This window comes from Amycolatopsis thermophila (assembly GCF_030814215.1).
Lineage (GTDB): Bacteria > Actinomycetota > Actinomycetes > Mycobacteriales > Pseudonocardiaceae > Amycolatopsis_E > Amycolatopsis_E thermophila.
The window spans coordinates 6482913-6508423 of sequence record NZ_JAUSUT010000001.1; the positions used below are offsets into that span (position 1 = coordinate 6482913).

24 protein-coding genes are annotated in these 25511 nt (G+C 72.5%); 4 read left to right on the top strand and 20 right to left on the bottom strand.

Annotated elements, in window-relative coordinates; translation table 11 throughout:
• Positions 1-27: 27 nt before the first annotated feature.
• From FB470_RS31765 to thyX, 7 genes are all read right to left on the bottom strand, one after another.
• The gene (locus FB470_RS31765; RefSeq protein WP_306997518.1) at positions 28-1656 is read right to left on the bottom strand and encodes a substrate-binding domain-containing protein; all 1629 of its coding nucleotides are present in this window, start codon (positions 1654-1656) and stop codon (positions 28-30) included.
• 70 nt (positions 1657-1726) lie between these two features.
• Complete coding sequence (locus tag FB470_RS31770; protein WP_306997519.1) at positions 1727-3445, bottom strand: ribonuclease J; 1719 nt, start codon at positions 3443-3445, stop codon at positions 1727-1729.
• Positions 3442-4455, bottom strand: a complete 1014-nt coding sequence (dapA, locus tag FB470_RS31775) for a 4-hydroxy-tetrahydrodipicolinate synthase (RefSeq protein WP_306997521.1) — start codon at positions 4453-4455, stop codon at positions 3442-3444. Before dapA ends, FB470_RS31770 begins: the two co-directional genes overlap by 4 nt.
• A gap of 129 nt (positions 4456-4584) precedes the next feature.
• Positions 4585-6066 carry a serine/threonine-protein kinase gene (locus FB470_RS31780; RefSeq protein WP_306997523.1) on the bottom strand — a complete coding sequence of 494 codons (1482 nt, stop codon included), beginning with the start codon at positions 6064-6066 and terminating at the stop codon, positions 4585-4587.
• A 75-nt stretch (positions 6067-6141) separates the two neighbouring features.
• On the bottom strand, positions 6142-7380 hold the full coding sequence (locus FB470_RS31785) for an Nramp family divalent metal transporter (RefSeq protein ID WP_306997525.1): 1239 nt from the start codon (positions 7378-7380) through the stop codon (positions 6142-6144).
• A 360-nt stretch (positions 7381-7740) separates the two neighbouring features.
• The gene (locus tag FB470_RS31790) at positions 7741-8133 is read right to left on the bottom strand and encodes an ACT domain-containing protein (protein ID WP_306997527.1); all 393 of its coding nucleotides are present in this window, start codon (positions 8131-8133) and stop codon (positions 7741-7743) included.
• Positions 8130-8882: an FAD-dependent thymidylate synthase gene (gene thyX, locus FB470_RS31795; protein WP_306997529.1), complete on the bottom strand. Its 753-nt coding sequence runs from the start codon at positions 8880-8882 to the stop codon at positions 8130-8132. Before thyX ends, FB470_RS31790 begins: the two co-directional genes overlap by 4 nt.
• Positions 8883-9009: 127 nt before the next feature.
• On the opposite strand from thyX, the gene FB470_RS31800 reads away from it, so the two are divergent.
• Both FB470_RS31800 and FB470_RS31805 read left to right on the top strand, forming a co-directional pair.
• A complete protein-coding gene (locus FB470_RS31800; RefSeq protein ID WP_306997531.1) occupies positions 9010-9522 on the top strand; it encodes a toxin-antitoxin system HicB family antitoxin in 513 nt (170 codons plus the stop codon).
• 2 nt (positions 9523-9524) lie between these two features.
• The gene (locus FB470_RS31805; protein WP_306997533.1) at positions 9525-10421 is read left to right on the top strand and encodes a DUF4097 family beta strand repeat-containing protein; all 897 of its coding nucleotides are present in this window, start codon (positions 9525-9527) and stop codon (positions 10419-10421) included.
• A gap of 370 nt (positions 10422-10791) precedes the next feature.
• Here the strand turns inward: FB470_RS31805 and FB470_RS31810 are convergent, their stop codons facing one another.
• Complete coding sequence (locus tag FB470_RS31810; RefSeq protein ID WP_306997535.1) at positions 10792-11997, bottom strand: winged helix-turn-helix domain-containing protein; 1206 nt, start codon at positions 11995-11997, stop codon at positions 10792-10794.
• A 51-nt stretch (positions 11998-12048) separates the two neighbouring features.
• Between FB470_RS31810 and FB470_RS31815 the strand changes: the two genes are divergently transcribed.
• Entirely contained in the window at positions 12049-12609 is a 561-nt protein-coding gene (locus FB470_RS31815; protein WP_306997537.1) for a GNAT family N-acetyltransferase, read from the top strand.
• A 155-nt stretch (positions 12610-12764) separates the two neighbouring features.
• On the opposite strand, the gene FB470_RS31820 is transcribed toward FB470_RS31815, so the two are convergent.
• Together FB470_RS31820 and FB470_RS31825 are read right to left on the bottom strand one after the other, a co-directional pair.
• Positions 12765-14066, bottom strand: a complete 1302-nt coding sequence (locus FB470_RS31820) for a glycosyltransferase family 87 protein (protein WP_306997539.1) — start codon at positions 14064-14066, stop codon at positions 12765-12767.
• 123 nt (positions 14067-14189) lie between these two features.
• Positions 14190-14672, bottom strand: a complete 483-nt coding sequence (locus FB470_RS31825) for a GtrA family protein (RefSeq protein ID WP_306997540.1) — start codon at positions 14670-14672, stop codon at positions 14190-14192.
• Positions 14673-14862: 190 nt separating this feature from the next.
• Between FB470_RS31825 and FB470_RS31830 the strand changes: the two genes are divergently transcribed.
• Entirely contained in the window at positions 14863-15384 is a 522-nt protein-coding gene (locus FB470_RS31830; RefSeq protein ID WP_370876626.1) for a hypothetical protein, read from the top strand.
• A gap of 58 nt (positions 15385-15442) precedes the next feature.
• Here the strand turns inward: FB470_RS31830 and FB470_RS31835 are convergent, their stop codons facing one another.
• The 10 genes from FB470_RS31835 to FB470_RS31880 all read right to left on the bottom strand — a co-directional run bounded on the left by FB470_RS31835 (position 15443) and on the right by FB470_RS31880 (position 25279).
• Positions 15443-15898, bottom strand: coding sequence for a tetratricopeptide repeat protein (locus tag FB470_RS31835; RefSeq protein ID WP_306997544.1), 456 nt, complete (start codon positions 15896-15898; stop codon positions 15443-15445).
• Entirely contained in the window at positions 15895-16662 is a 768-nt protein-coding gene (dapB, locus tag FB470_RS31840) for a 4-hydroxy-tetrahydrodipicolinate reductase (RefSeq protein ID WP_306997545.1), read from the bottom strand. The genes FB470_RS31835 and dapB overlap by 4 nt, the downstream gene beginning before the upstream one ends.
• The gene (locus tag FB470_RS31845; protein WP_306997547.1) at positions 16659-18023 is read right to left on the bottom strand and encodes a M16 family metallopeptidase; all 1365 of its coding nucleotides are present in this window, start codon (positions 18021-18023) and stop codon (positions 16659-16661) included. The genes dapB and FB470_RS31845 overlap by 4 nt, the downstream gene beginning before the upstream one ends.
• 79 nt (positions 18024-18102) lie before the next feature.
• Positions 18103-20349, bottom strand: a complete 2247-nt coding sequence (locus FB470_RS31850) for a polyribonucleotide nucleotidyltransferase (protein WP_306997549.1) — start codon at positions 20347-20349, stop codon at positions 18103-18105.
• A gap of 217 nt (positions 20350-20566) precedes the next feature.
• Positions 20567-20836 carry a 30S ribosomal protein S15 gene (gene rpsO, locus FB470_RS31855; RefSeq protein WP_167097395.1) on the bottom strand — a complete coding sequence of 90 codons (270 nt, stop codon included), beginning with the start codon at positions 20834-20836 and terminating at the stop codon, positions 20567-20569.
• Between the two features lie 121 nt (positions 20837-20957).
• The gene (locus FB470_RS31860) at positions 20958-21461 is read right to left on the bottom strand and encodes a 2'-5' RNA ligase family protein (protein ID WP_306997551.1); all 504 of its coding nucleotides are present in this window, start codon (positions 21459-21461) and stop codon (positions 20958-20960) included.
• Positions 21462-21465: 4 nt separating this feature from the next.
• Entirely contained in the window at positions 21466-21945 is a 480-nt protein-coding gene (locus tag FB470_RS31865) for a helix-turn-helix domain-containing protein (protein WP_306997553.1), read from the bottom strand.
• Between the two features lie 113 nt (positions 21946-22058).
• A complete protein-coding gene (locus tag FB470_RS31870) occupies positions 22059-23021 on the bottom strand; it encodes a bifunctional riboflavin kinase/FAD synthetase (protein WP_306997555.1) in 963 nt (320 codons plus the stop codon).
• A gap of 10 nt (positions 23022-23031) precedes the next feature.
• Entirely contained in the window at positions 23032-23943 is a 912-nt protein-coding gene (gene truB / locus FB470_RS31875; protein ID WP_306997557.1) for a tRNA pseudouridine(55) synthase TruB, read from the bottom strand.
• A 25-nt stretch (positions 23944-23968) separates the two neighbouring features.
• Positions 23969-25279: an MFS transporter gene (locus FB470_RS31880; RefSeq protein WP_306999594.1), complete on the bottom strand. Its 1311-nt coding sequence runs from the start codon at positions 25277-25279 to the stop codon at positions 23969-23971.
• Positions 25280-25511 lie beyond the last annotated feature (232 nt).

Consider the following 25511-nt stretch of genomic DNA (forward strand, 5'->3'; position numbering starts at 1 on the left):
CCAGCGACGGCGGCGTCGTGCGCCGGATCAGGAGCCGCTCAGGCGGGCGAGCGCGCCGTAGAACACGTCGCCGATCCGGGACGGGTCGGGGGCCGCGAAGCTCTGCCCGCCGGTCGGGGCGGTGATCGCCGCCAGGTCGGCCAGGTCGGCGTCCGGGCCGATCCCGATGCCGATGATGGCGACCGGGCGGCCCGGGTCGGCCAGGCGGGCCAGCTCGGCCAGCAGCGCGTCCCGGGTGACGCCGTCCGCGTCGTCGTTGCGGCCGTCGGTCAGGACGATCACCAGGTTGAGCCGCCCGGGCTGCCACTCCGCGCACGCCACCCGGTAGGCCGCGAGCACCGTGTCGTACAACCCCGTGTCCCCGTCCGGCGTCGCCCGGATCGCGCGCAGCCGGTCGGCCGCCCCGGTCGCCAGCTGCTCGCTCACCGGCCGCATCGGCAGCACCTCGCGGTAGTCCCGGTCGCCGTCCAGGCGCGTCGCGAACTCCCACACACTGGTTTCCGACGTCGACTTGAACAACCCCAGCCCGCGCGCCGCCGCCTCCGTCGTCAGCTCCATCCGCGTCTGCCCGGTCCCGGGCACCACCTCGTTCATCGACCCGGACACGTCGATCAGCACCCGCGCCCGCGAACTCGTGTTGATCCGCGCCCACTGGCCGAGCAGCGCGTCCACCTCGGCATCCGTCGGCACCGCCGCGGAGGGCACCGTCCGGCCGCTCACGTTCTGCGCCGACCCGTCCCGCAGGTACCGGCCGTCCGGCGTGCGGAACCCGGCGTTGGCCAGGGCGTTCATGCCCTCCAGGCCGAGCAGCGCCGACAGCAGCGCCCCCGCCGCGGCGCGCTCGTCCCCGCTCGAGCCGCCCAGCACCGCGAACGGGTAGTCCAGCGCGGGTGCCTCCGCCTGGTAGGTCGCCACCAGCCCGGTCCGCGAGCCGGCCACGCCGTTGCGGACGTTGTGGCGCAGCACCGCGTTCTCCGACGCCGGGAACCCGTTCACCGGTTGCGCCGGGTCCGACAGCCGCGCGAACAACTCGTCCGATGTGGACAGCGCGTTCGGTGACAGGCGGCGCAACGCCGCTGCGTACGTGTCGGCCCCCGGCACGGCGGCCCGGATCCCGACCAGCGCCGACAGGCCCGCCGGGTCGCGCCCCGGATCGGGCACCCCGAGCGTCAGGCCCGGCGCGGCGAGCACGTCCGCCCACGAGGGGATCCGGCCCGGCCAGCCGAGCCCGGTCGCGGCCTCCTCGGTCAGCGCGAACACCACCGGCGAGCTGGCGATGCTGGTGCCCGCCGTGACCTCCTCGGCGCCGACCCCCTTCGCGCGCCGCAGCTGCAACGTCGACTCGGGCACCCACACGTCGGGCCGGTCGGCGCCGTCGGACAGGGCCAGCGACTGCGCCACCGACGCCGAATCGACCGCGTTCACCTCGAACGCCGCGCACTCCGTCTGCGCCACGCGGCGGGCGACCTGCGCGATCGCGGGCGCCACGCCGGGCGCGGCGGCGATCCGCACCACGACGGGCTCGTCACACCCGGACCGGTTATGCACGAGATCGGCGGCGAACCAGCCCGCCCCGGCCAGCACGACGAGGACACCGGCCACCGCCCACGCCCGCCGCGGCCGTCGCCGCCGGGCGGGTGACGAGTGTCGGCCCACCTCGCACCGCCTCCACCGGATCGCCCGTGAAGCTGACGCGATCCAGGTTAAGGGGTGTGACCGGGATTACCTACGCTGTCGTTCCGGCCTGTCCGTAACTCACGGGGATGACGGTCGGCACGATCATCGGGCGGCGGCGGTAGGTCTCGGCGACCCATCGGCCCACCACCCGGCGCACGGCCTGCGCGATCCGGTGGCTGTCGGTGATGCCCTCGGCCTCGGTGCGGGACAGCTCCATCTCCACGAGCGGAACCACCGCATCGAGTGCCTTCGGGTCGTCGGAGAACCCGCGCCCGGACACCGTCGGGGTGCTCACCGCGCGCCCGGTGGTCGAATCGATCGCGACGTTGATCGCGATGAACCCTCCCTCGCCCAGCACCAGCCGGTCGGACAGGGTCGACTCGCCGACGTCACCCACGGACAGGCCGTCGACGTAGACGTGGCCGACCTCGACCCGCCCCGAGGTACGGGCCCGGCCGTCGACCAGGTCCACCACGACACCGTTCTCGGCCAGCACCACGTTCTCCGGCGCGACACCGGTGCGGATCGCCAGCGCACCGTTGGCCCGCAGGTGCCGCCACTCGCCGTGCACCGGCATCACGTTGCTCGGCCGGATCGCGTTGTAGAGGAACAACAGCTCCCCCGCCGACGCGTGCCCGGACACGTGCACCTTCGCGTTGCCCTGGTGCACCACGTTCGCGCCGAGCCGCACCAGGCCGTTGACCACGCCGAACACCGCGGTCTCGTTGCCCGGGATCAGCGAGCTGGCCAGCACGACCGTGTCACCGGCCCGGATGGAGATCTGCCGGTGCTCGCCGCGCGCCATCCGCGACAGCGCCGACAGCGGCTCGCCCTGCGACCCGGTGGACACGAACAGCACCCTGGTCTCGGGCAGGTTGATGGCCTCGTCCAGGTTGATCAGCAGGCCCTCGGGGATGTTCAGCAACCCCAGGTCCGCCGCGATCCCCATGTTGCGCACCATCGACCGGCCGACGAACGCGACCCGCCTGCCGTGCTTGACCGCCGCGTCGAGCACCTGCTGCACGCGGTGCACGTGGCTGGCGAAGCACGCGACGATGACGCGCTGGGTGACGCGGCCGATGACGTCGTCGAGCACCGGGCCGATGTCACGCTCCGGCGTGACGAACCCGGGCACCTCGGCGTTGGTCGAGTCGATGCACAGCAGGTCCACACCCTCGTCGCCGAGCCGGGAGAAGCCGGCCAGGTCGGTCAGGCGCGAGTCCAGCGGCAGCTGGTCCAGCTTGATGTCACCGGTGTGCAGCACGACCCCGGCCGCCGTGCGCAGCGCGACCGCGAGCGCGTCCGGGATGGAGTGGTTGACCGCGAAGAACTCCAGGTCGAACGGGCCCACCGTGCGCCGCTCGGACTCGGTCACCTCGATCAGCTTCGGCCGCTGCCGGTGCTCCTTGCACTTGGCCTCCAGCAGCGCGAGCGTGAACCGCGACCCGTAGACCGGCAGGTCGGGCCGCATCCGGAGCAGGAACGGCACGGCGCCGATGTGGTCCTCGTGGCCGTGGGTCAGCACCAGGGCTTCGATGTCGTTCAGCCGGTCCTCGATCGCCCGGAAGTCGGGCAGGATCAGGTCGACGCCCGGCTGCTCGTCCTCGGGGAAGAGCACCCCGCAGTCGACGATGAGCAGCCGCCCGTCGTACTCGAACACGGTCATGTTGCGGCCGACCTCGCCGATTCCGCCGAGGGCGACTGCGCGCAGGCCGCCCTCGGGCAGTGCGGGTGGGGTGTTGGTCGGTCCGGGTCCTGCCAAGCTCACCTGTGAATGGTCCCAACGCTGGTGTGAGTGGTCGGCGCCACGTAGGCCGCCGCGGAGTCGGCTTGCGCCACCCGGGAACTGTGCCAGTCCGGCGACGGCGACTCTTCGAGGGGGACCCCCGCCTGGGCGAGATCGGTCGCGATGGCCTCGGTCTGCTCCGGCGTCGCGGGCACGATCGGCAGCCGTGGGCCGCCGACCGGGTGGCCGCGCAGCGCGAGCGCGGTCTTGGAGAACACCACCCCGCCGACGCGGGACATGGCGCGGAAGACCGGCAGCATGCCGCGGTGGTTGGTGCGGGCGGTGGAGGTGTCGCCGTTCTCGTAGGCCTCGATCATCGCGCGGATGCGCCCGGCCACGACGTGCCCGATCACGCTGACGACGCCGGTCGCGCCCACCGACAGCCACGGCAGGTTCAGCGCGTCGTCGCCCGAGTAGTAGGCCAGGTGGGTGTTGGCGATGACCTCGCTGCCGGCCAGCAGGTCGCCCTTGGCGTCCTTGACGGCCAGGATGCGCGGGTGCTCGGCCAGCCGGCGCAGGGTGTCGACCTCGATCGGCACGATCGAGCGCGGCGGGATGTCGTAGAGCATCACCGGCAGGCCGGTGGCGTCGGCGACCGTCGTGAAGTGCGCGTACAGACCGGCCTGCGACGGGCGGGAGTAGTACGGCGTGACCAGCAGGACACCGTGGGCGCCGGCCTTCTCGGCCTGCTGCACCAGTTCGATGCTGTGCGCGGTGTTGTACGTCCCGGCGCCGGCGACGACCGTCGCGCGGTCGCCGACCGCCTCGACCACGGCACGGATCAGGTCGGCCTTCTCCGCGTCCGTCGTGGTCGGGCTCTCGCCGGTGGTGCCGTTGACGACCAGTCCGTCGTTGCCCAGCTCCACGAGGTGCTCGGCGAGCTCCTGCGCCCGCTTGACGTCCAGTGCGCCGTCCGCGTCGAAGGGGGTGACCATCGCGGTGAGCACGCGCCCGAAGGGCCTCCCGGGCGCTGCCGTAGGTGGGGTGGACATGCTCTGACGGTACCTCGTTGCGCCGACAATATTCCCGTCGACCTGCCCAAACGGCATGATCCGCAGGAAAGCACGGTCACCCGCCGGAGAATCGCTGGACCAGGCGATCTCCGGCCGCAACCTTTCGCGTCAGCGGACCTTGCGGGTCACCGATCCGGTGAGCTGCCCGCCGCCCCGCTTCGACACCAGGCAGTAGACCGTGCGGGACGGGTCGTCGTAGGACTCCTTGGGTGCCGCCTCCCACTGCGCCTGCGACGGCACGAGCGCGCGGTAGTCGAGCGTGCCGCGGGCCTTCTCGTCGAGCGTCCCGGAGTGGAAGCTCATCGCGCAGAACGACTCGGCGTAGCGGCGCAGCGCGTCGGCGCCCGGGTAGCCGACGAACCCGGCCTCGTCGTCGCCGGAGCTGGAGTTGCCGAGGCTGCCGTTGGCGTCGTAGACCTCCAGCTCGTGCGATTTGTCGCAGTCGACCGCGTTGTCGGAGCCGAGGTTGTAACCGGGCTGGAGGCGGCCGTTGTAGCAGGCGTAGGAGCTGGTCGCGCTGAACTCCAGGTCGCCGCCGTCGCCGTAGGTCATGGTCGGCAGCATCGCGTCGTCCGCAGGCTGTCCGGCCCACCACTGGCCGGCCAGGAAACCGCCGGCCAGCAGCACGGCCCCGGCCACCGCGCCGGCGGTGATCCGGAGCCCGCGGCGGCTCTTGCGCGGCGGCGCGGGCGCGGCGTGCGTCGGCGCCGGGCCGGGGTGGACGGCCGTGCCGAACCCGCCCGGCGGGGTGTTGTGCGCGGCGATGCCCAGCAGGTGCCCGGCCTGCCCGTAGGAGATCCGGCCCTCCGGCTTGACCACCAGCAGCCCCATGATCGCCGAGGCCAGTGGCCCCTGGACGCGGGTCAGGTAGGGCACCTCGTTGACGATCGCGTGCAGGGTGGCCGCGGTGGTCGGCCGGTCGAAGGCCATCACGCCCTCGGCGGCCAGGAACAGCGTCGCGCCCAGCGACCACAGGTCCGAGGCGGGCATCGCCTCGTGGCCCTCCAGCCGCTCCGGCGCCATGAACGCCGGGGAGCCCACGATCATCCCGCTGGCGGTCAGCCGCGGGTCGTCGATCGCGGTGGCGATGCCGAAGTCGGTCAGCTTCACCCGGCCGTTGGCGCCGACCATGATGTTGCCCGGTTTGACGTCCCGGTGCACGATCCCGGCGTCGTGCGCGGCCCGCAACGCCGACAGCACCTGCTGCCCGATCGTGGCCACCTGCTGCGGCGGCAGCGCGCCGTGGCGGCGCACCAGCTCACCCAGCGTGGGCGCCTCGACCAGCTCCATCACGATGAACGTGGCGCCGTCCTCGGACACCACGTCGAAGACCGTGACGATCGCCGGGTCGTTGAGCCGTCCCGCGGTGCGCACCTCGCGCAGCACCCGTTCGGTGAAGACGCTGTCCTCCGCGCCGTCGGGCAGCCGCAGCTCCTTGATCGCGACCTGGCGGCCGATCACCTGGTCCTGGGCCCGCCACACCAGGCCGTGCCCGCCCCGGCCGAGCTCGCCCAGGAGCGCGTAGCGGCCGGCGACGACGCGGGGGCCGGCCGGGCGCGGCGTGGTCTGCTGGGTCTGCTCTTCGGTCACCGTGGCTCCGGGGATCAGGTCGGTCGGGACAGCTGGATGCTAGTCCGACCCCCTCCGCCGCCGTTCGGTTCCGGATCAGCCCGCGAAGGTGAGGTAGATCAGCGCGACGTTGAGGACGATGATGACGGCCGCGATCACCCAGGCCAGCGTGGTGGTCACCCGGTGGTTGGCGGACGGGCCCATCAGGTCGCGGTCGCTGGTCAGGCGTACCAGCGGCACCAGCGCGAACGGGATGCCGAAGGACAGCACCACCTGCGACACCACCAGCGCGCGGCTCGGGTCGACCCCGATCCCCAGCACGACGATCGCGGGCATCAGCGTGATCAGCCGGCGCACCAGCAGCGGGATCCGCTTGCGCAGCAGGCCCTGCATGATCATCGCGCCGGCGTAGGCGCCCACCGACGTCGAGGCCAGGCCGGAGGCCAGCAGGCCGAGCGCGAACAGCAGCGCCACCCCCTGGCCGAGCGTCTGCCCGACCGCGAAGTGCGCGCCCGCGATCGAGTGCACGCCGTCCAGGCCCCGCAGGTTCGTCGCGGCCAGCAGCACCATCGACATGTTCACCGCACCCGCCAGCAGCATCGCCAGGCCCACGTCGACGCGGGTGATGCGCAGCAGCCGGGACCGGCGGGCGCCCTCGATCCGGCCGTGCCGGTCGCGGGCCAGCCCGGAGTGCAGGTAGACGGCGTGCGGCATCACGGTCGCGCCGAGCATCGCGGCGGCGATCAGCACGCTCTCGCTGCCGGCGAACTTCGGCACGAGCCCGGCGGCCGCGTCGGCCGCGGACGGCGGTTCGACGAACACGCTGGCCAGGAACCCGATGGCGATGACCCCCAGCAGGCCGGTGACGACCCGTTCGAACGCGCTCTGGCCCCGCCGGTCCTGCACCACCAGCAGCGCCATCGACACCAGGCCGGTGATCACGCCACCCAGCAGCAGCGGCAGGCCGAACAGCAGGTTCAGGGCGATCGCACCGCCGACGACCTCGGCCAGGTCGGTGGCGATCGCGACCAGCTCGGCCTGCGCCCAGTAGCCCAGGCGGGCCGGCCGCGGCATGCGCTCGCGCAGGTTCTCCGGCAGGGACAGCCCGGTGACCAGGCCCAGCTTCGCCGACAGGTACTGCACCAGCCCGGCCATCAGGTTGGCCACCACGATCACCCACACCAGCAGGTAGCCGAACTGGGCGCCGGCGCTGATGTTGGAGGCGACGTTGCCCGGGTCGACGTAGGCGATCGCCGCGACGAAGGCAGGCCCGAGCAGCAGGGAACCCGACCGCACCCGTTTGAGCCGTGGCCGGATCTGTTCCGTCAGCGCCATCCGCCCTCCTGCGACCGTGCCGAACCCCGAGTTTAGGTGCACCGAACTTCGATGTACAGAGCATCAAAATGTGGTCTGCACCGCGCCGACACGATGCGTGGGAGTACCCCGTGCGGCCGGCTCTGGAAACCCGGGGCCGGGCTGGCCCGACGAGCGAGCGGGCCGCTCATCGTGACCGTGGCGCACTCACCGCCGCCCCGCGCTCAATCGCGCCCGGACGGCCCGGGACCGGGCGACGTCGGCGATGGTGAGGGCCATGGCGGGCCCGCGTCGGGGACGAACCGGCGACGGAATACGCCGCCCAGTGCACAACGGTGCGGCTGGCCGATGGCCGGGGAAGGGGAGTGGGAGGCCCCGAGCTCAGGCGTTCGCGGTGGACACCTCGTGGCCGGCCGCGCGGAGGGCCTGGACGGCGCGCTCCAGCTCGCCCTCCTTCACCAGCACGTGGTCGGTGTCGAAAGTGGACACCGAGAACAGCGCGACCCCGGCCGAGGCCAGCTCGCTGGCCAGCGCGGCGATGATCCCGGTGAGGGTGAAGGCCAGCGGGCCGCGCACCGTCAGCAGCCGCCACCCCGCCTCGACCCGGGCACCCTCGGGCACCCGGCCGGCCGGGCAGATCACCGACGTCTCGGTCGCGGTGCGGGTGATCGACACCAGACCGTCCACCGCGTCCAGCACGGGCACCTGGCCGCCCGGGTCCAGCCGCGCGACGGCGTACTCGCCCGGCTGCAGGTCGATCGCGAGCCGCTTCACCCTTCCAGCACCTTCGGGCTCGTGGCGACCTCGGTGCCGTCCGGCAAGGTCGAGATCGTGAAGTCGGCGAAGACGTTCGGCGCCGCCTTCTGCAGTTGCCGCAGGCACTCCACGGCCAGGCCGCGGATCTCCACGTCCGCGTGCTCGGTCGCGCGCATCGCGATGAAGTGCCGCCAGGCGCGGTAGTTGCCGGTGACCACGATGCGGGTCTCGGTCGCGTTCGGCAGCACCGCGCGGGCCGCCTGCCGGGCCTGCTTGCGGCGCAGGGTGGCGCTGGGCGCGTCGGCGAACTTCTCCTCCAGCCCGGCGAGCAGCTCGGTGTAGGCGTCGACGCTGGCCCGCGTGGCCTGGCGGAACTTCTCGTGCAGCTCCGGGTCGTTCGCGATGACCTCGGGCTCGACGAACTCCGCGTCGCGCTCCGGCACGTACCGCTGGGACAGCTGCGAGTAGGAGAAGTGGCGGTGGCGGATCAGCTCGTGGGTCAGCGAGCGCGACACCCCGCTGATGTAGAAGGTCACCGAACCGTGCTCCAGCACCGACAGGTGACCGACCTCGATGATGTGGTCGATGTACCCGGCGTTGGTGGCCGTCTTCGGGTTCGGCTTGCTCCAGGACTGGTAGCAGGCCCGGCCGGCGAACTCGGCGAGCGCCTCACCCCCGTCGGCGTCGGTCGACCACGGGACGTCCTCCGGCGGGAAGAACTCCGTCTTCGCGATCAGCTGCACCTTCGGTGACACGGTCTCGGCCACGCTCGCACTCCTTCCCCTCGCGGCTCCCCCGGCAGCGTAACCGCCGAGTCCGACAATCCCGCCGCGGACACCGCATGGTGTCATCGTCGGTCTTGACTGACACCACCTGTGACGTCATAGTGGTGTCATGGACCTGACGCCGTACATCACGAGCCTCCGCGAGGATCTGACCGCGACGGCCTCCGCCGGGGACGAGCAGATCCGGCGGGCCGCCGCGCTGCTGTCCGGCGCGCTCGAACCCGCCACCCGGCTGGTGCTCATGAACGCGCTGGCCGACCTCGCCGCCGAGGCGACCGCGCAACTGCCGGACCACGTCGTGGAGGTGCGCCTGGACGGCCGGGAGGTGCGGGTGGTCGTCACCGGCACCCCCGGCGAGCGTGCGCGGGCCGAGCGTCCGGCTCCGCCGCCTCCCCCGCCGCCGCCGGTCATGGAGGGCGGCGACATCTCGCGGATGACGCTGCGGATGGTCGAGCGCATCAAGGACCAGGCCGAACGGGCCGCGGCCGCACAGGGCGTCTCGCTGAACACGTTCATCTCGCAGGCCGTGCAGGGCGCGCTGCACGGGTCGCAGTCGTTCCGCGCCGAGAAGCAGAGCGGCTCGCAGTCCGAGTCGCACCTGCACGGCTGGGTGAAGGGATAGTCATGACCGATCCGGAGCTCGTGCGCACGCAGACGTTCTCGCTGCCGGGGCCGCTGGAGCTGGACATCGCGGTCACCCAGGGCAAGGTCGAGGTGAAGCTGGACGCCGAAGCCACCGAGGCGACGGTCGAGATCCGGCACGACCCGGACGCGCAGCAGCCGTGGGCGCAGGGGATTTCGAACCTGCTGAGCTGGGTGAACGAGCGGTTCGGCGACCAGCTGGGCGCCGACCTCAGCGGCACCCCGGCCGACGCGGTGCAGCAGACGCGGCTGGAGCAGACCGGCAACCGGCTGACGGTGCACGCGCCGAAGGCGCTGCCGCTGCGCAACATCCCGCTGTCGGTGACCGTGATCGCGCCCGCCGGGACGGGCCTGGAGGTCAAGGCCGGTTCGGCGGACGTGACCGTCACCGGGCCGGCCGGGCGGGCGGACCTGTCCACCGGCACCGGGGAGATCCGGCTGGACCGGACCGAGGGCGCGGCGACCGTGCGGACGGGCTCGGGCGCGATCCGCCTGGGGCCGACCCTGGCGGGGCTGCACCTGCGCACCGGCAGCGGTGACGTGGAGGTGGCGTCCCTGACCGGTTCGGCGACGCTCGCCACCGGCACCGGTGACGTGTGGCTGGGCACTGTGTCGGGGTCCGTGCTGGCCCGCAGCGGGAGCGGCGACGTGTCGGTCGCCGAGGCGGCCGCCGGGAACCTGGAGCTGGTCACCGGGTCCGGTGACATCCGCGTCGGCATCCGGCCGGGGGTTTCGGCGGAGGTCGACCTGACGGCGAGCGCGGGGAAGGTGTCGAGCGAGCTGGACCTGTCGCTGGAGCCGCCCGACGGCGAGGTCCCGCTGAACCTGCGGGCGCGCACCGGGTCCGGCACGGCGCTCGTGACGCGCGCGGCGCAGTAGAGCCACCGGAGGGGCGGCGTCCGCCGCCCGAGGGGGTGGGGGGTGGTGTGGCACGGGGGCGTGTCACACCACCCCGGCCCACGGATCGCCACCTGCGCGTCACCACCCCGGCCCACGGATCGTCACCGCCCCAGACCGACCCGCTCAGGCGCGTTTCACCGCCGGCACCAGATCACCGCGCTCCCACCCGCTCCGCCGCCACCTGCGGCACCTCGACGTCCGCCTCGGCGAAGGCGCTCGGCACCCGCGCCGCCCCCGCACCGGCGGCTCCCCCGCCAGCTCCACACGTGCGGCACCTCGACATCCAGCTCAGCGGCGCCCGGCCCCGCACCACCCCGGCTCCAGATCGTCACCGCCCCAGCCCCCGCGCTCAGGCGCGTTTCAACGTCGACGCCAGATCACCCCGCTCCCCCACCACGACACCGTCCAACCCCAGCCACGACGCCATCACCCGCAGCTCCCCCGCCAGCTCCGCAGCCACCCGCGGCACCTCGACATCCGGCTCGGCGAACGCGCCCGGCACCCGCAGCACCCCGGCCTCCCGGTCGGCCTTGAGGTCCACCCGCGCCACCAGCTCGCCGTCGAGCAGGAACGGGAACACGTAGTAGCCGTGCACGCGCTGCGGCTCCGGCACGTAGATCTCGATGCGGTACCGGAACCCGAACAGCCGCTCGGTGCGGGCGCGCTCCCAGATCAGGGGGTCGAACGGGCACAGCAGCGCCCGCCCGGTGACCTTGCGCGGCATCCGCGCCCCCACCAGCCGGTACGCCGGGCCGCGCCAGCCGCGAACCGCGACCTGTTCCAGCACCCCGTCCTCGACCAGCTCCGCCACCGCCTGGCGGCTGACGTCGGGGCCGAGCCGGTAGTAGTCGCGCAGATCCGGCTCCGTGGCCACGCCCAGCGCCGTCGCCGCCCGGGAGATCAGCTCGCGCGCGCCCTGCTCCGCCGTCACCCGGCGCGCCAGCACCTCGGCCGGCACGACCCGCTCGGTCAGGTCGTAGAGCCGCTCGAACGAACGCCGCGTGCCGGTGGTGAGCTGTCCCAGCCCGAACAGCAGTTCGCAGATCTTCTTGACCTCCGAACGCTCCCACCACGACCCCGGGGTGCGCTTGGACTCGCCCTCCAGCTCGCGCTCGATGCCGCCCGCGCCGATCGGCCCGAGCTCCTTCACCACGGCCAGCACGTCCTCCACCAGCCCGGGCGAGCGGTCGGCCAGGCGCTGGTAGTTGCGCCACCACCCGGGCCGCTTCGCGCCCGAGCGGAGCAGCGGCCAGTCCTCCACCGGGATCAGGCTCGCCTCGTGCGCCCAGGTCTCCACGAGCATGCGCGGCTTGCGGCTGGTGTGCGTCCAGGCGGCCTCGTCGATCAGCGCCTGGTCGTAGGCGCCCAGGCGCGCGAACAGCGGCGCGTAGTGCGCCCGGACCGCCACGTTCACCGAGTCCAGCTGGATCAGCTGCACGCGCGACAGCACACGCCGCAGGTGCCGCCTCGTGGGCGCGGACTCCGGCCGGGGGTCGGCGAACCCCTGCGCGGCCAGCGCGGCCCGTCGTGCGGCCGCCACACTCATCGTCTCCATCGGAGCTCATGGTGCCAGCACCCACCGACAAAACCGGTAGGTTCTCCCGCCATGAGCACCGTGACCGTCCGTGAAGCCGTCGAAACCGATGCGGCGGAGATCGCGCGCATCCAGCGCGTCACCTGGCGGACCGCCTACCAGGGGGTGCTGAGCGAGCAGGCGCTGGCCGAGCTGGATTCGGCGGACACCGAGGCGCGGTGGGCGGAGGCGATCGCGCACCCCGGTTCCCGCGTGCACCTCGCGGTCGAGGGCAGTTTCGTCGTCGGGTTCTGCGTGGCCGGACCGGCGCCGCGCGACGACGTCGCCGACGCGCACGGCGCCCTGCCCGCGGACGCCGGCCGCACCGGCCTGATCGGCACCCTGCTGGTCGAACCCCGCTGGGCCCGGCGCGGGCACGGCGCCCGCCTGCTGGCCGCGGCGGCCGCGGGGCTGCGCGAGCTGGGCGCCGACCGGGGCATCACGTGGGCGGCGGAGACCGATGCGGCGACGCTGAGCTTCTTCCGCCGCGCCGGCTGGCACCCCGACGGCACGGTGCGCACCCTCGACACCGGCGAGGGGCGGTTGCGGGAACTCCGCCTGACCGGCGCTCTCGAGATCCCGCTGGTCGAGTGAGCCCACCGGCCTGATCGGCATCCCGCCGGCCGCGGGGGCCTGGATGGTTGCGCGAGGCATGGCCGATGCGCCCGCCTACCGGCCGGGCCGCCTGGGCCCGGTACTGCTCACCGCGGAGGCCGGTGCCACGAGCCCCGAACTGGTCGACCCCGGAATCAAGCCTCGTCGCCCGCGCGGGCCGGTGTGCGGACCCCGCCACCGGCACGCTCGACGGCCGCCATCGCCGGACCGGTCAGCTCATTGGCCAGCTCGAAGTCCAGGGCATCGGCCGGGGCGGGCTTGCCGCGCCCACGGAACCACCGCGCCGCCATCACGACCAGGAACACCACGGCCACGATCTGGTAGCTGCTGCCGGCCACCTGCTGCGCGAAACTCCAGTGCTGCCACTCCAGCGGCACCCAGTAGTGCGGCGCCAGCCACAGGATGACCACCGCCGCCCAGCCGGACACGATCAGCCACTTGTTGTTCTTCCGCACGCCCATCACCAGGACCAGCGCGGCCGTCGGCAGGGCCAGGACCCAGTGGTGCGACCACGAGATCGGCGAGATCAGCAGAACCCCGGCGGTGTTCACGCCCAGCGCCAGCGCGAGGTTGTCGTCCCGAAGCGCGCGCGCCGTGCCGAGGAAGGTCATCACGACCACGGCGATCACGCCCAGCCCGCCGGCCACGGTCAGCGTCGTGCCGGTCAGGTGCAGCTTCTCGAAGGTCGCGGTGACCGACTCGTTCGCGTGGATCGGGCCGATGTTCATGCCCGTCGCGTGGAAGACGCGGTCGGTCCAGTAGGTCCACGAGTCACCGGGCATGAGGACGAACGCGATCGCCGACATCACCAGGAAGCTGACGAAGCTGGTGACCACCGCGCGGAAGTCCTTGCGCAGCAGGAAGATCAGCACGAACCCGGCCGGGGTCAGCTTCACCGCCGCGGCGATGCCGATCAGCGCGCCCCGCGGCCAGCGTGGGTTGGGCCACAGGACGTCCACCGCGACCAGCATCATCAGCAGGACGTTGATCTGGCCCCAGAAGATCGTGTTCGACACCGGGTGCGCGACCACCATGACGCACGCGCCCGCGACCACCATCCACGGCTTGGCCAGCAGCCCGCGCAGCTCCGGGGAGGCCTTGCGGTAGGCGAGGACGATCGGGAACAGCGCCAGGCAGGTCGCGGCCGTCAGCAGCGGGTAGCCGATCGGCGGCGGGATGATCGCCAGCGGCGTGAACAGCACCGCCGAGAACGGCGGGTAGGTGTAGGGCAGCGCGCCGCCGATGGCCGAGACCGGCAGTTCCGAGTAGATCGAGTGCCCCTTGAGGAAGGTGTCCGCGCCGAGCCGGTAGACGTCGACGTCCGTCGGCCACTTCCGGATGCCGTGGGCGTAGTACGCGAGCGCCGCGAACAGGCCGAGCGCGAGCAGCAGCTCCAGGCCAAGGCGCACCCGCTCGGCGGCACTCCCGTGCCTCATCGTCGCGATGACAGCTCTCACTCGTTCTCCCAGTCCCGGCCAGGCGCGATCTCACGGAACAGACGCCGCACCGCCTATCTTCGTTGCCCCCGTGATCGATGTTACGAGCGGGTCCCCCTTCGGCTACTCCCGGCCGCGCTCGGCGAACACGATCCAGCGCAGCACGCTGTAGAGGAACACGGCCTCGCACGCGCCGGCGAGGATCCGGGCGAGGTGGTATTCCAGGCCCAGCGCGGCCAGGCCGGCCCCGGCGCCGAGGATGAACGCGAAGTAGTTGACGGCCACGGCGACGGCGTAGAGCACGGCCTGACGGCCGACGGGAGCGTGCGAGCGGAAGTTGAACACGCGGTTGAGCACGAAACTCAGCGCGAACGCGCACACGTAGGCGATCGTGATCGCGGCCGGCAGCGGCAGGCCCGCCACACCGTGACCGAGCGTGAGCAGGACCAGGTCGACGGCGAAGGTGAACCCGTTGATCAGCGCGAACCCCACGAAACTGGGCGGGACCAGCGTGTTCAGCCCGAGGGGCAGGTACCGCACGACCGTCGCGCAGAACGACGCGAACCTCTCCGCGGGCGAGCGCGTCACCCGGATGTCCCGTTGCACGGGCGCCACCGTGGCAGAACCGGGTGACGGGAAGGTGAGCGGAGGGTGGTCGGCAGACGGCGGAAAGTACGCCGGAGCCCACGGAGATCACACTTGTAGCTGATATCGTCGACAGACCCCCCGCCCGTGTGATCGGGATCGCCCCCGCGTCCCGCCCCGCATGCCCCCAGCCCCCCGTCAGGAGGCGCGGTTGTTCGCCTGGTTCTGGGTGACGCTCGGCGTCGCCTTCGGGTCCGCGATCCTGCCCGTCATCAGCGTCGAGGTGTTCGTGCTGGGGCTCGTGGCCAGCGAACCGGGACTGCACTGGCTGCTCATCGGGGCGGCCGTGTCGATCGGCCAGATCGGCGGCAAGCTGCTCTACTACCTGGCCGCGCGCGGGTCCATCGGGCTGCCGCGGTTCCTGCACGACCGGCTGCACCGCCGGCGCCCGCCCAGCCGGCGCCGCGACAAGTGGCACCTGCGCACCAAGTGGCTGCGCGGCAAGGTCGAGGCGCTGCGCGAACGCTGTCACCGGCACCCGCACTGGATGACGGGCACCTACGGGGTCAGCTCGGTGATCGGGCTGCCCCCGTTCATGGCGACGACCGTGCTGGCGGGACTGGCCGACATGCGGATGTCGACGTTCCTCACGGCGGGCCTGGCCGGGCGGTTCATCCGCTACAGCGCACTGGCCGCCTGCCCGGCGGTGTTCGCAGGCTGGTTCCACCACTGACGGTCCCAGCCCGGTACACCGGACTCGCGCCGCGGACGCTGCGGTCCCCGGACGGGCGTCAGCCGCGAGCGGACTCGGCCGACTCCAGCTCCAGGGCCTTGCGCATGGTGGCGCGGGCGCGGCGCCGGTCGCCCGCGAGGTCGTACGCGTGGGCCAGCCGGTACCAGTACCGCCAGTCCCCGGGGTGTTCCTCGAGCTCCGCGCGGCGCTCCTCGAACCACGCGTCGGCTGCGGCGCGGTCCACCCGGCCCGACGGACGGCGCGGCAGGCCGGCCACGTCGGGCAGCCCGCCCTCGGCGTCGAGCCGCCGCGCGAGGTGCTGGATCCGCGTCCCGGACCGCCAGGTCGCGAGCACCATCCACAGCCCGAGCAGCGGCAGGACCAGCACGCCGATCCCCAGTGCGATGCCCACCCCGGTGCCGGTCGCGATCAGGGCGATCGCCCGCTGCCCGAGCAGCACCAGGTAGACCACCAGCGCGGCGGTCAGCACCAGGGCGGTGTTGCGGGCCTTCACAGGTCGAGCACGTTCTCGAGGCCGACGGTCAGGCCCGGCCGCTTCAGCACCTCCCGCACGCCGAGCAGCACGCCCGGCATGAACGAGGTGCGGTCCATCGAGTCGTGGCGGATGGTGAGCGTCTCGCCCTCCTGCCCGAACAGGATCTCCTCGTGCGCGACGAGACCGGGCAGCCGCACCGAGTGCACGTGCACGTCGTCCACCCGCGCGCCGCGGGCGCCGTCCAGCTCGCTCGTGGTGGCGTCCGCGCCCGGCTTGCGGCCGGCCTCGCGGCGGGCCTGCGAGATGAGCCGCGCGGTGTGGGCCGCGGTGCCGGAGGGGGCGTCGGCCTTGCGGTTGTGGTGCAGCTCGATGACCTCGACCGAGTCGTAGAACCGCGCCGCCTGCTGGGCGAACCGCATCGCGAGCACCGCGCCGAGCGCGAAGTTCGGCGCGATCAGCACCCCGACCTCCGGCTTGGCGGACAGCCACGACCGCACCTGCGCCAGACGCTCGTCGGTGAACCCGGTGGTGCCGACGACCGCGTGCAGGCCGTTGGCCACCGCCCACTCCAGGTTGCCCATCACCGCGTCCGGGTGGGTGAAGTCGACGACGACCTCCGCCCCGGCCCCGGTCAGCCGCGCCAGGTCGTCCCCGGCGTCGACCGTCGCCACGACGGTGGTGTCGGGCGCCTCCCCGGCGGCCTTGACCACCTGCGCCCCCATGAGTCCCTGGGCGCCCAGCACACCGACCCGGATGGGGTTGTCCTCGCCGCGGGCGTTCATTTCGCGATCACCTCGTGCAGATCTTCCGGTAGGTCCTGCTCGTGAGCGTACGGCCCGACGACCGCGGCGGCGGTGACCCCACCCGGCGTCCCGAACAGGGTGCGGGCCAGCTCACACACCTCCTCGGTGGTCACTGCGGCGATGCGCTCCACGGCCTCGTCGACGGTCACGTGGTCGCCGTAGTTGAGCTCCTGCTTGCCGATGCGCGACATCCGCGACGCCGTGTCTTCCAGGCCCAGCACCAGCCCGCCGCGCAGCTGCCCCTTGGCGCGCACGACCTCGGCGTCGGTGAAGCCGTCCTTGCCGACCTGGCCGAGCACGTCCCGCAGCACCGCCGACACCTCGCCCAGCCGCTCCGGCTGGCATCCGGCGTAGACGGAGAAGTGCCCGGTGTCGGAGTAGGCCGCCACCGACGAGTACACCTGGTAGGCCAGCCCGCGCTGCTCACGGATCTCCTGGAACAGGCGCGAGCTCATGCCGCCGCCGAGCGCGGCGTTGAGCACCGACAGCGCGTAGCGCCGCTCGTCGTGTCGCGACAGGGCCTTCATGCCGAGCATGACGTGCGCCTGCTCCGTGTCGTCGCCGTGCAGCACCAGCCGCCGCTCCCCTGCCACCCGCGCCTTGCCCGCGCGCGGCGCGACGGGGGTGTCCGAACCGGACAGACGACCACCCAGGGCCTTGCGCGCCAGGCGCAGCACCTGGGCGTGCTCGACGTTGCCGGCCACCGCGAGCACCATCCTCGGCAGCGTGTACCGGCGCCGGTAGAACCCGCGCAGCCCGGCCGCCGACATGCCGGTGATCGACTCGTGGGTGCCCAGCACCGGCCGCGCCAGCGGGTGCGAGCCCAGCACGGTGGTGACGAACGTGTCGTGCAGCAGGTCCTCGGGGTCGTCGTCGCGCATCGCGATCTCCTCGAGCACCACGCTGCGCTCGGTGTCCACATCGGAGTCCGCGCAGAGCGCCTCGAACACCACGTCGGTGACGAGGTCCACCGCCAGCGGCAGGTCCTCGTCGAGCACCTGCGCGTAGTAGCAGGTGTGCTCCTTCGCGGTGAACGCGTTCAGCTCACCACCGACCGCGTCGATCTCCTCCGCGATCCGCACCGCGGACCGGTTCGTGGTGCCCTTGAACAGCAGGTGTTCCAGGTAGTGCGCCGCACCGGCGACCTTCGGCGTCTCGTCCCGCGAGCCGACCCCGACCCACAGGCCCACGGTCGCCGACCGGACCCCCGGCACGTGCTCGGTGACCACCCGCAGCCCGCCCGGCAGCACCGTGCGCTTGACGAGGAGGCCGTTCGCCCCGGTCTCGAGCGTGCGCGTGGTGCCCACGGCCTGCTCGTGCCCGGCAATCTGTCGCGCCATCGAATCCCAACTCGTGTGCGTGAACAGGGAAACGGCCCGCCCCGCCCGGGGACGGGCCGTTTCCCGGCTACCGCTTGTCCTACTTGGCCTCGGCGCCCTCGGCGGGCTGCTCCTCGGCCTTCTTCTCGCCCTCGTCCTCGTCCTTGACGAGGACCAGGCTGATCTTGCCGCGGTTGTCGATGTCGGCGATCTCGACGCGGAGCTTGTCGCCCACGTTGACCACGTCCTCGACCTTGCCGATGCGCTTGCCGTTGCCCAGCTTCGAGATGTGGATCAGACCGTCCTTGCCCGGCAGCAGCGAGACGAACGCGCCGAACGCGGCCGTCTTCACCACGGTGCCCAGGAAGCGCTCGCCCACCTTCGGCAGCTGCGGGTTCGCGATCGCGTTGATCTTGCCGATCGCGGCCTCCGCGGACGGGCCGTCGGCCGCGCCCACGTAGATCGTGCCGTCGTCCTCGATCGAGATGTCGGCGCCGGTCTCCTCGGTGATCGAGTTAATCATCTTGCCCTTCGGCCCGATGACCTCGCCGATCTTGTCGACCGGGATCTTCACGCTCGTGACGCGCGGCGCGTACGGGCTCATCTCGTCCGGGCTGTCGATCGCCTCGGCCAGCACCTCGAGGATGGTCAGCCGGGCGTCCTTGGCCTGGTTCAGCGCACCCGCCAGCACCTCCGAGGGGATGCCGTCGAGCTTGGTGTCCAGCTGCAGCGCGGTGATGAAGTCCTTGGTGCCGGCGACCTTGAAGTCCATGTCGCCGAAGGCGTCCTCGGCGCCGAGGATGTCGGTCAGGGCGACGTAGCGCGTCTCCCCGTCGACCTCGTCGGACACCAGGCCCATCGCGATGCCCGCGACCGGCGCCTTGAGCGGCACACCGGCGTTGAGCAGCGACATGGTCGAGGCGCACACCGACCCCATCGAGGTGGAGCCGTTCGAGCCCAGCGCCTCCGACACCTGGCGGATCGCGTAGGGGAACTCGTCCCGCTTCGGCAGGACCGGCACCAGGGCGCGCTCGGCGAGCATGCCGTGGCCGATCTCGCGCCGCTTGGGCGAGCCCACGCGGCCGGTCTCGCCGGTGGAGAACGGCGGGAAGTTGTAGTGGTGCAGGTACCGCTTCGTCGTCTCCGGCGACAGCGAGTCGATCTGCTGCTCCATGCGCAGCATGTTCAGCGTGGTGACACCCAGGATCTGGGTCTCGCCGCGCTCGAACAGCGCCGAACCGTGCGCCCGCGGGATGACCGCGACCTCGGCCGCCAGCTGGCGGATGTCGGTCAGGCCACGGCCGTCGATGCGGACCTTGTCGCGCAGGATCCGCTGGCGGATCAGCTTCTTGGTCAGCGCGCGGAACGCGGCGCCGATCTCCTTGTCGCGGCCCTCGAAGGCCTCACCCTCGCCGAGGCCGACCTTGGCCAGCACGGCGGCCTTGACCTCGTCGGTGGCGTTCTCGCGCTCCTGCTTGCCGGCGATGGTCAGCGCCTTGGCCAGGTCCTCGCTCGCGATCGCGGCGACCGCGTCGTAGGCGTCCTGCTGGTAGGCGGGGAACACCGGGAAGTCGCCGGTCGGCTTGGCGGCCGCATCGGCCAGCCGCTGCTGCGCCTCGCACAGCACGCGGATGAACGGCTTGGCGGCGGCCAGGCCCTCGGCCACGGCCTGCTCGGTCGGCGCCGGGGCGCCACCGTCGATCAGGTCGAGCGTGTTCTCGGTGCCCTCGGCCTCGACCATCATGATCGCGACGTCGTCACCGACGACGCGGCCGGCCACGACCATGTTGAAGGTCGCCTTCTCCAGCTGCGACCAGGTCGGGAACGCGACCCACTGGCCGTCGATCAGGGCGACGCGCACGCCGCCGATCGGGCCGGAGAAGGGCAGGCCACCGATCTGGGTCGAGGCCGACGCGGCGTTGATCGCCAGCACGTCGTAGGGGTCCTCCGGGTGCAGGCTCTGCACCGTGACGACGATCTGGATCTCGTTGCGCAGGCCGTCGGCGAACGACGGGCGCAGCGGCCGGTCGATCAGGCGGCAGGTCAGGATCGCGTCGGTGGAGGGACGGCCCTCGCGGCGGAAGAACGCGCCCGGGATCCGGCCCGCGGCGTACATCCGCTCCTCGACGTCCACCGTCAGCGGGAAGAAGTCGAAGTGCTCCTTCGGCTGCTTGGAGGCGGTGGTCGCCGACAGCAGCATCGTCTCTTCGTCCAGGTAGGCGACGACGGCGCCGGCGGCCTGCCGGGCGAGCCTGCCCGTCTCGAAGCGGATCGTGCGGGTGCCGAACTTGCCGTTGTCGATGACGGCCTCGGCCTCGTGCACGACGGGTCCGCTTGCTTCGGTCATGTGTAGTTGACTCCTCGTTCGTTCGGGCAGCACGCGCTCCGCCCGTGCGGAGCGGCGTCCGAGGAACGAGCCGGTCTTCGATCGAAGCCCACGGGAACGTCCCGTAAGCCACTACCGAGGACCGGCGTCCTTGCCCTCGAGCGCCTGCCCTTCCTCTTTGGTTCTGTTCTGATGGACCGAGGGGGAGCGACCGTGGTCACTCCCCCTGTCGATCACGTCATCGGCGCAAGCCGAGTCGCTGGATCAGCGACCGGTAGCGTTCGATGTCCACCTTCATCACGTAGTTGAGCAGCCGGCGGCGACGGCCGACCAGCAGCAACAGGCCGCGACGGGAGTGGTGGTCGTGCTTGTGCGTCTTGAGATGCTCGGTGAGACCGATGATCCGCTTGGTGAGCAGCGCGACCTGGGCCTCCGGGGACCCGGTGTCGGACTCGTGCAGACCGTACTCGGTCAGGATCGACTTCTTCTCGTCGGTGGACAGCGCCACTGAGTATCTCCTCGTTGTTGTGATGTGCCGTGAGGCCCGGGCACCGCGAGTGCACGGGTAGTCGGTCGCGGCCGCCACGGACTGCAGCCGGACCCAGTGGTTCAGGGTATCAGGGAGTGTTCTACCTGGCCTGCTGGGACAACGGGAAGCGCTCGACCACCACGTACCGGGCGCCTTCGGCGGTGCGCTGCGAACGCATGAGCACCGCTTCCGCGGCCGTCCACATCTCGCTACGGTAGTCCGCCAGCCGCGCCGGCAGCTCCCGCGGCACCTCCCCGCGCGTGCACGCCAGGGTCAGGTGCGGCAGGTACGGGCGGCCCTCGTCGCCGGCTCCGGCGGCCAGGCCCAGCTCGGTGATCCCTTCGCCGTACACCCCCAGGTAGAGGACGTGGGCGAAGGTCCCTGCTCCTTCCAACCAGATCCGCGGGGCGGGCATTCCCGCCAGCCGCGGCCGCAGCCAGTCGGCCCGCCCGGCGGGGTCGTCCTCGCCGTAGAAGGCGAGCGTGACGTGCCAGCTCTCCGGCGCGCTCCACCGCGTCCCGTCGGTGCGGGGCAGCCGGGCCACCCGGGCCGCCAGCGCTTCGACGACCGGGGCGGGCGGCAGGATCGCGGAGAACACCGCCACGGCGCTAACCCTGCTGACCGGCGCGGCGGAGCAGGTCGGCCAGCGCCGGGAAGTCGTCGTCGAGCCGCTTGGCCGCCTCGATCAGGTCCTCGTCCTCGGCGATGTCGCGCAGCGCGGACAGCACTGCCCGCTCCTCGGACAGCGCGTTGACCGGGAAGGTGTCGCGGCCCACCGTCGGGCGCGCGTCGCGCACGTCCTCCAGCGCCGCCATCAGGGCTTCCTTGTGCCCGGCCGCCACCTCGGGGACCAGGCACTTGCGCTCGAGCATGATCATCCGGGCGAGCACGACCGGGTTGCCGATCTTGGCGCGGCGGCCGCTCATCACCTGGCTCAGCATCGGCGCGCTGATGCCCAGCACCTCGGCCAGGTAGGCCTGCGAGACGTCGAACGCGACCACGAGACGGCGCACCCGGTCACCCAGCGGTTCCCCGTACCACTCCCTCTGGAGGGCGATGTTCCGCTGGACGATCTTGTGGTCATCCACCTGTGCTCCCTGCTCTCCCCAAACAGACCCGGCCACCGCGCACCCATCTTGCCAGGTGGGACCGGGCACGCGGGGCGGAATCACCCGACGATTCGCATTCGCACCGGCCGCGGTCAGCCGCCCGTGCGCAAGATCGTCCGGGTGCGGCGCACGTCGTCCGCGATCTGCTCGACCAGGTCCTCGACGCTGGAGAACCGGACCATGTCGCGCAGCCTGCCGACGAAGTCCAGCGCGACGTGCTGGCCGTAGAAGTCCTCGTCCACGTCGAGCACGAACGCCTCCACCGTGCGCTCGCGGCCGGAGAACGTGGGGTTCGTGCCCACCGACACGGCCGCCGGCAGCAGGCGGTCCGGCTGGTTGTCGCGCACGAACCAGCAGGCGTACACGCCGTCGGCCGGCACCGCGGCGAACCGCGGCGTCGACAGGTTCGCCGTCGGGTAGCCCAGGTCGTGCCCGCGGCCGTCCCCGCGCACGACGATGCCCTCCAGCCGGTGCGGGCGGCCCAGCGCGTCGGCGGCCGCGACCACGTCACCGGCGTCGATGCACGACCGCACGTAGGTCGAGGAGAAGGTGATCTCCGCGGCTTCCCCGTCGGGCACGTTGCCGCCCTGCAGCTCGGCGCCGTAGGTGGAGAACCCGAAGCGCCGCCCCAGCTCCTTGAGCAGTGCGACGTCACCGGCGGCCTTGTGGCCGAAGGTGAAGTTCTCCCCCACCACCACCGCGGCCGCGTGCAACCGGTCGACCAGCACCTCGTGCACGAACTCGTGCGCGCTCAGCCGGGACAGCTCCGCGGTGAACGGCAGCACGCAGAACACGTCGATGCCCAGCTGCTCGACCAGCTCGGCCTTGCGGCGCAGGGTCGTCAGCTGCGCGGGGTGACTGCCCGGCCGGATCACCTCCGACGGGTGCGGGTCGAACGTCAGCATCACCGCGGGCAGGTTGCGGGCCTTGGCCACCTCGACCGTTCTGGCGATCAGCGCCTGGTGTCCGCGGTGCACCCCGTCGAACACGCCGATCGTGACCACACACCGTCCCCAGCCCCCGGGGAGATCCGCCAGTCCTCGCCACCTTTGCACGGCCTTCACCTTATGCGGGAGCGAGGACGACCACCGAGCGGGCCACGCCGCCCGCGTCCACCGCCAGTGCCAGGGCGCGCCCGTCCGGGCCGAACACCCCGTACGTGCCCTCGATGCCCGACGCGCGGACCTGCTGTCCATACCGGACGGCGCGGGCGGTGGTGGCGTCGACGTCGTAGCGCGGGAAGGCGGTGGCCACGGCTTCGTCCAGATCGAGGGACAGCCGGGGCTGGTCCTCCAGCTGTTCCAGCGTGCGCGCGGCGGCGATGCCGAACGGGCCCACGGTGGTGCGGCGCAGCGCCGACAGGTGCCCGCCGACGCCGAGCCCGGCGCCGAGGTCGCGGGCCAGCGCCCGGACGTAGGTGCCGGAGGAGCACTCGACCACGGCGTCCAGCTCGATGCGGTCGGCGACGCGGCGGGTGGCGAGCAGGTCGAAGCGGTGGACGGTGACGGGCCGCGGCTTGAGCGCGACCTCCTCGCCGGCCCGCACGCGCGCGTAGGCGCGTTTGCCGGCGATCTTGACCGCGCTCACCGCGCTCGGCACCTGCTGGATGTCGCCGGTCAGCGCGGCGATGCCGGACGCGATCCGCTCGTCGGTGACGGCGGCCAGCGCGTCGGGGTCCGCGGTGGACACCGGCTCGCCCTCGGCGTCGTCGGTGGTGGTCGAGACGCCGAGGGCCAGTGTCGCCAGGTACGTCTTGCGGTCCAGCGCGAGGTGGCCGAGCAGCTTGGTCGCCCGCTCGACGCCCAGCACCAGCACGCCGGTGGCCATCGGGTCGAGCGTGCCGGCGTGCCCGACCTTGCGGGTGCCCATGATCCGGCGCACCCGGGCCACCACGTCGTGGGAGGTCATGCCCGGTGGCTTGTCCACCACGAGCAGGCCGGGCGGGGGCGCGGGGCGTCGAGTCTTCGGCTGGGACACGGCTGGACACCTTACGGTGGCGCCGTCACGCGGCCGCCGCGACCTTCCGGGCCGGGGCGTCCCACACGTGGCGGCGAACCTGCACCGGGACGCGCTCGCCCCGTTCCTGCGCGGCGAACAGCTCGGCGCGGGCGCGGCGCCACCACACCAGCATGCGGAACGTGCCGAGCGCCAGCACCACGACGATCGCCAGCAGCGCCAGGCGGAACTGCCCGCCGGTGAGCTGCAGCAGCACCCCGACCGCGAGGGCGGTCAGCGTGGTGGCGACGAACCCGCCGACGTTGACCACGCCGGTGGCCGTGCCCACCCGCGACAGCGGGTTGTAGTCGCGGGCCAGCGCGAACCCGATCATCGACGCCGGACCGCCCAGGGACAGGAACGCGAACGCGGGCACCAGCACGCCGACCGGGATCTGCCCCGGCCAGCTCAGCAGCACGCCCCAGACGGCGGCGGCGCCGGCGAGGTAGCCGAGCACCAGCGGCATCCGGGTGCCGGGACGGGCCGAGATGATGCTGCCGACCAGCGGGCCGCCGATCATCGAGCCGAACACGAACACGGTCAGCAGGGCGCTGGCGGTCGCGGCCGGGCGACCCTGGCCCTGCACCAGGAACGGCACACCCCACAACAGGGTGAGCACGTTGGGCGCGAACATCGTCGCGAAGTGCACCCAGAACCCCAGCCGCGTGCCGGGGACGCGCCACGCGGTGCGGACCTGGCGGGCCAGGGCTCCCGCGCGCACCGGGCCGGCCTTCGGGGCGGCGCCGGAGGGGGTGTCGCGGACGCGGCCGGCGACGACGGCGGCGTAGATCGCGGTGACCAGGCCGGCGGCGAGGAAGGTCGGCGTCCAGCCGGGGCCGGCGAGCAGCAGGGTGAGCGGGACGGTCGCGGCCAGGTTGCCCAGGAATCCGATCGCGGTGGTGAAACTGGTGACGACCGCGTACTGGCGGCCCGGGAAGTGCGCGGCCACCAGGCGCAGCACGCTGACGAAGGTCAGGGCGTCACCGAAGCCGAGCACACCGCGGGCGAGCAGGCCCAGCGCGTAGGTGTCGGCGACCGCGACGAGGATCTGGCCCAGCCCCAGGAAGAGCAGCGCGGCGGTGAGGACCTTGCGCGGCCCGAAGCGGTCGACGAGGACGCCGGTGGGGATCTGCATGGCGGCGTAGACGCCCACCTGCAGGACGGTGAAGGTGGACAGCGCGGCGGCGCCGACCCCGAACCGGTCGGCGGCTTCCAGCCCGGCGACCCCGAACGAGGTGCGGTGGAAGACGGAGAGGAGGTAGACGATGGCGGCGGTGAACCAGATGAGCCACGACCGGCGGCTGGCCTTGCCGGTCACGGGTGCCTGCTGCGGCGGCACGAAGGATTCCTCCCAGGCGGAGTAGGCGGCAACGGATACGGGGACGCCCGCGTCGCCGTCCCGAAAGTTGTATCGCCTATGCAAGGCTGGAACTTACCTGTTACCGGGGTGTTTTCAGCCACATGGCGCAGTGCCGCGGCGCCCGGCCGGACGAGCCCCGCACGAGCGGGTCCAGCACAGCGCACCGGCCCTGCCGCCGACGCACAGAACC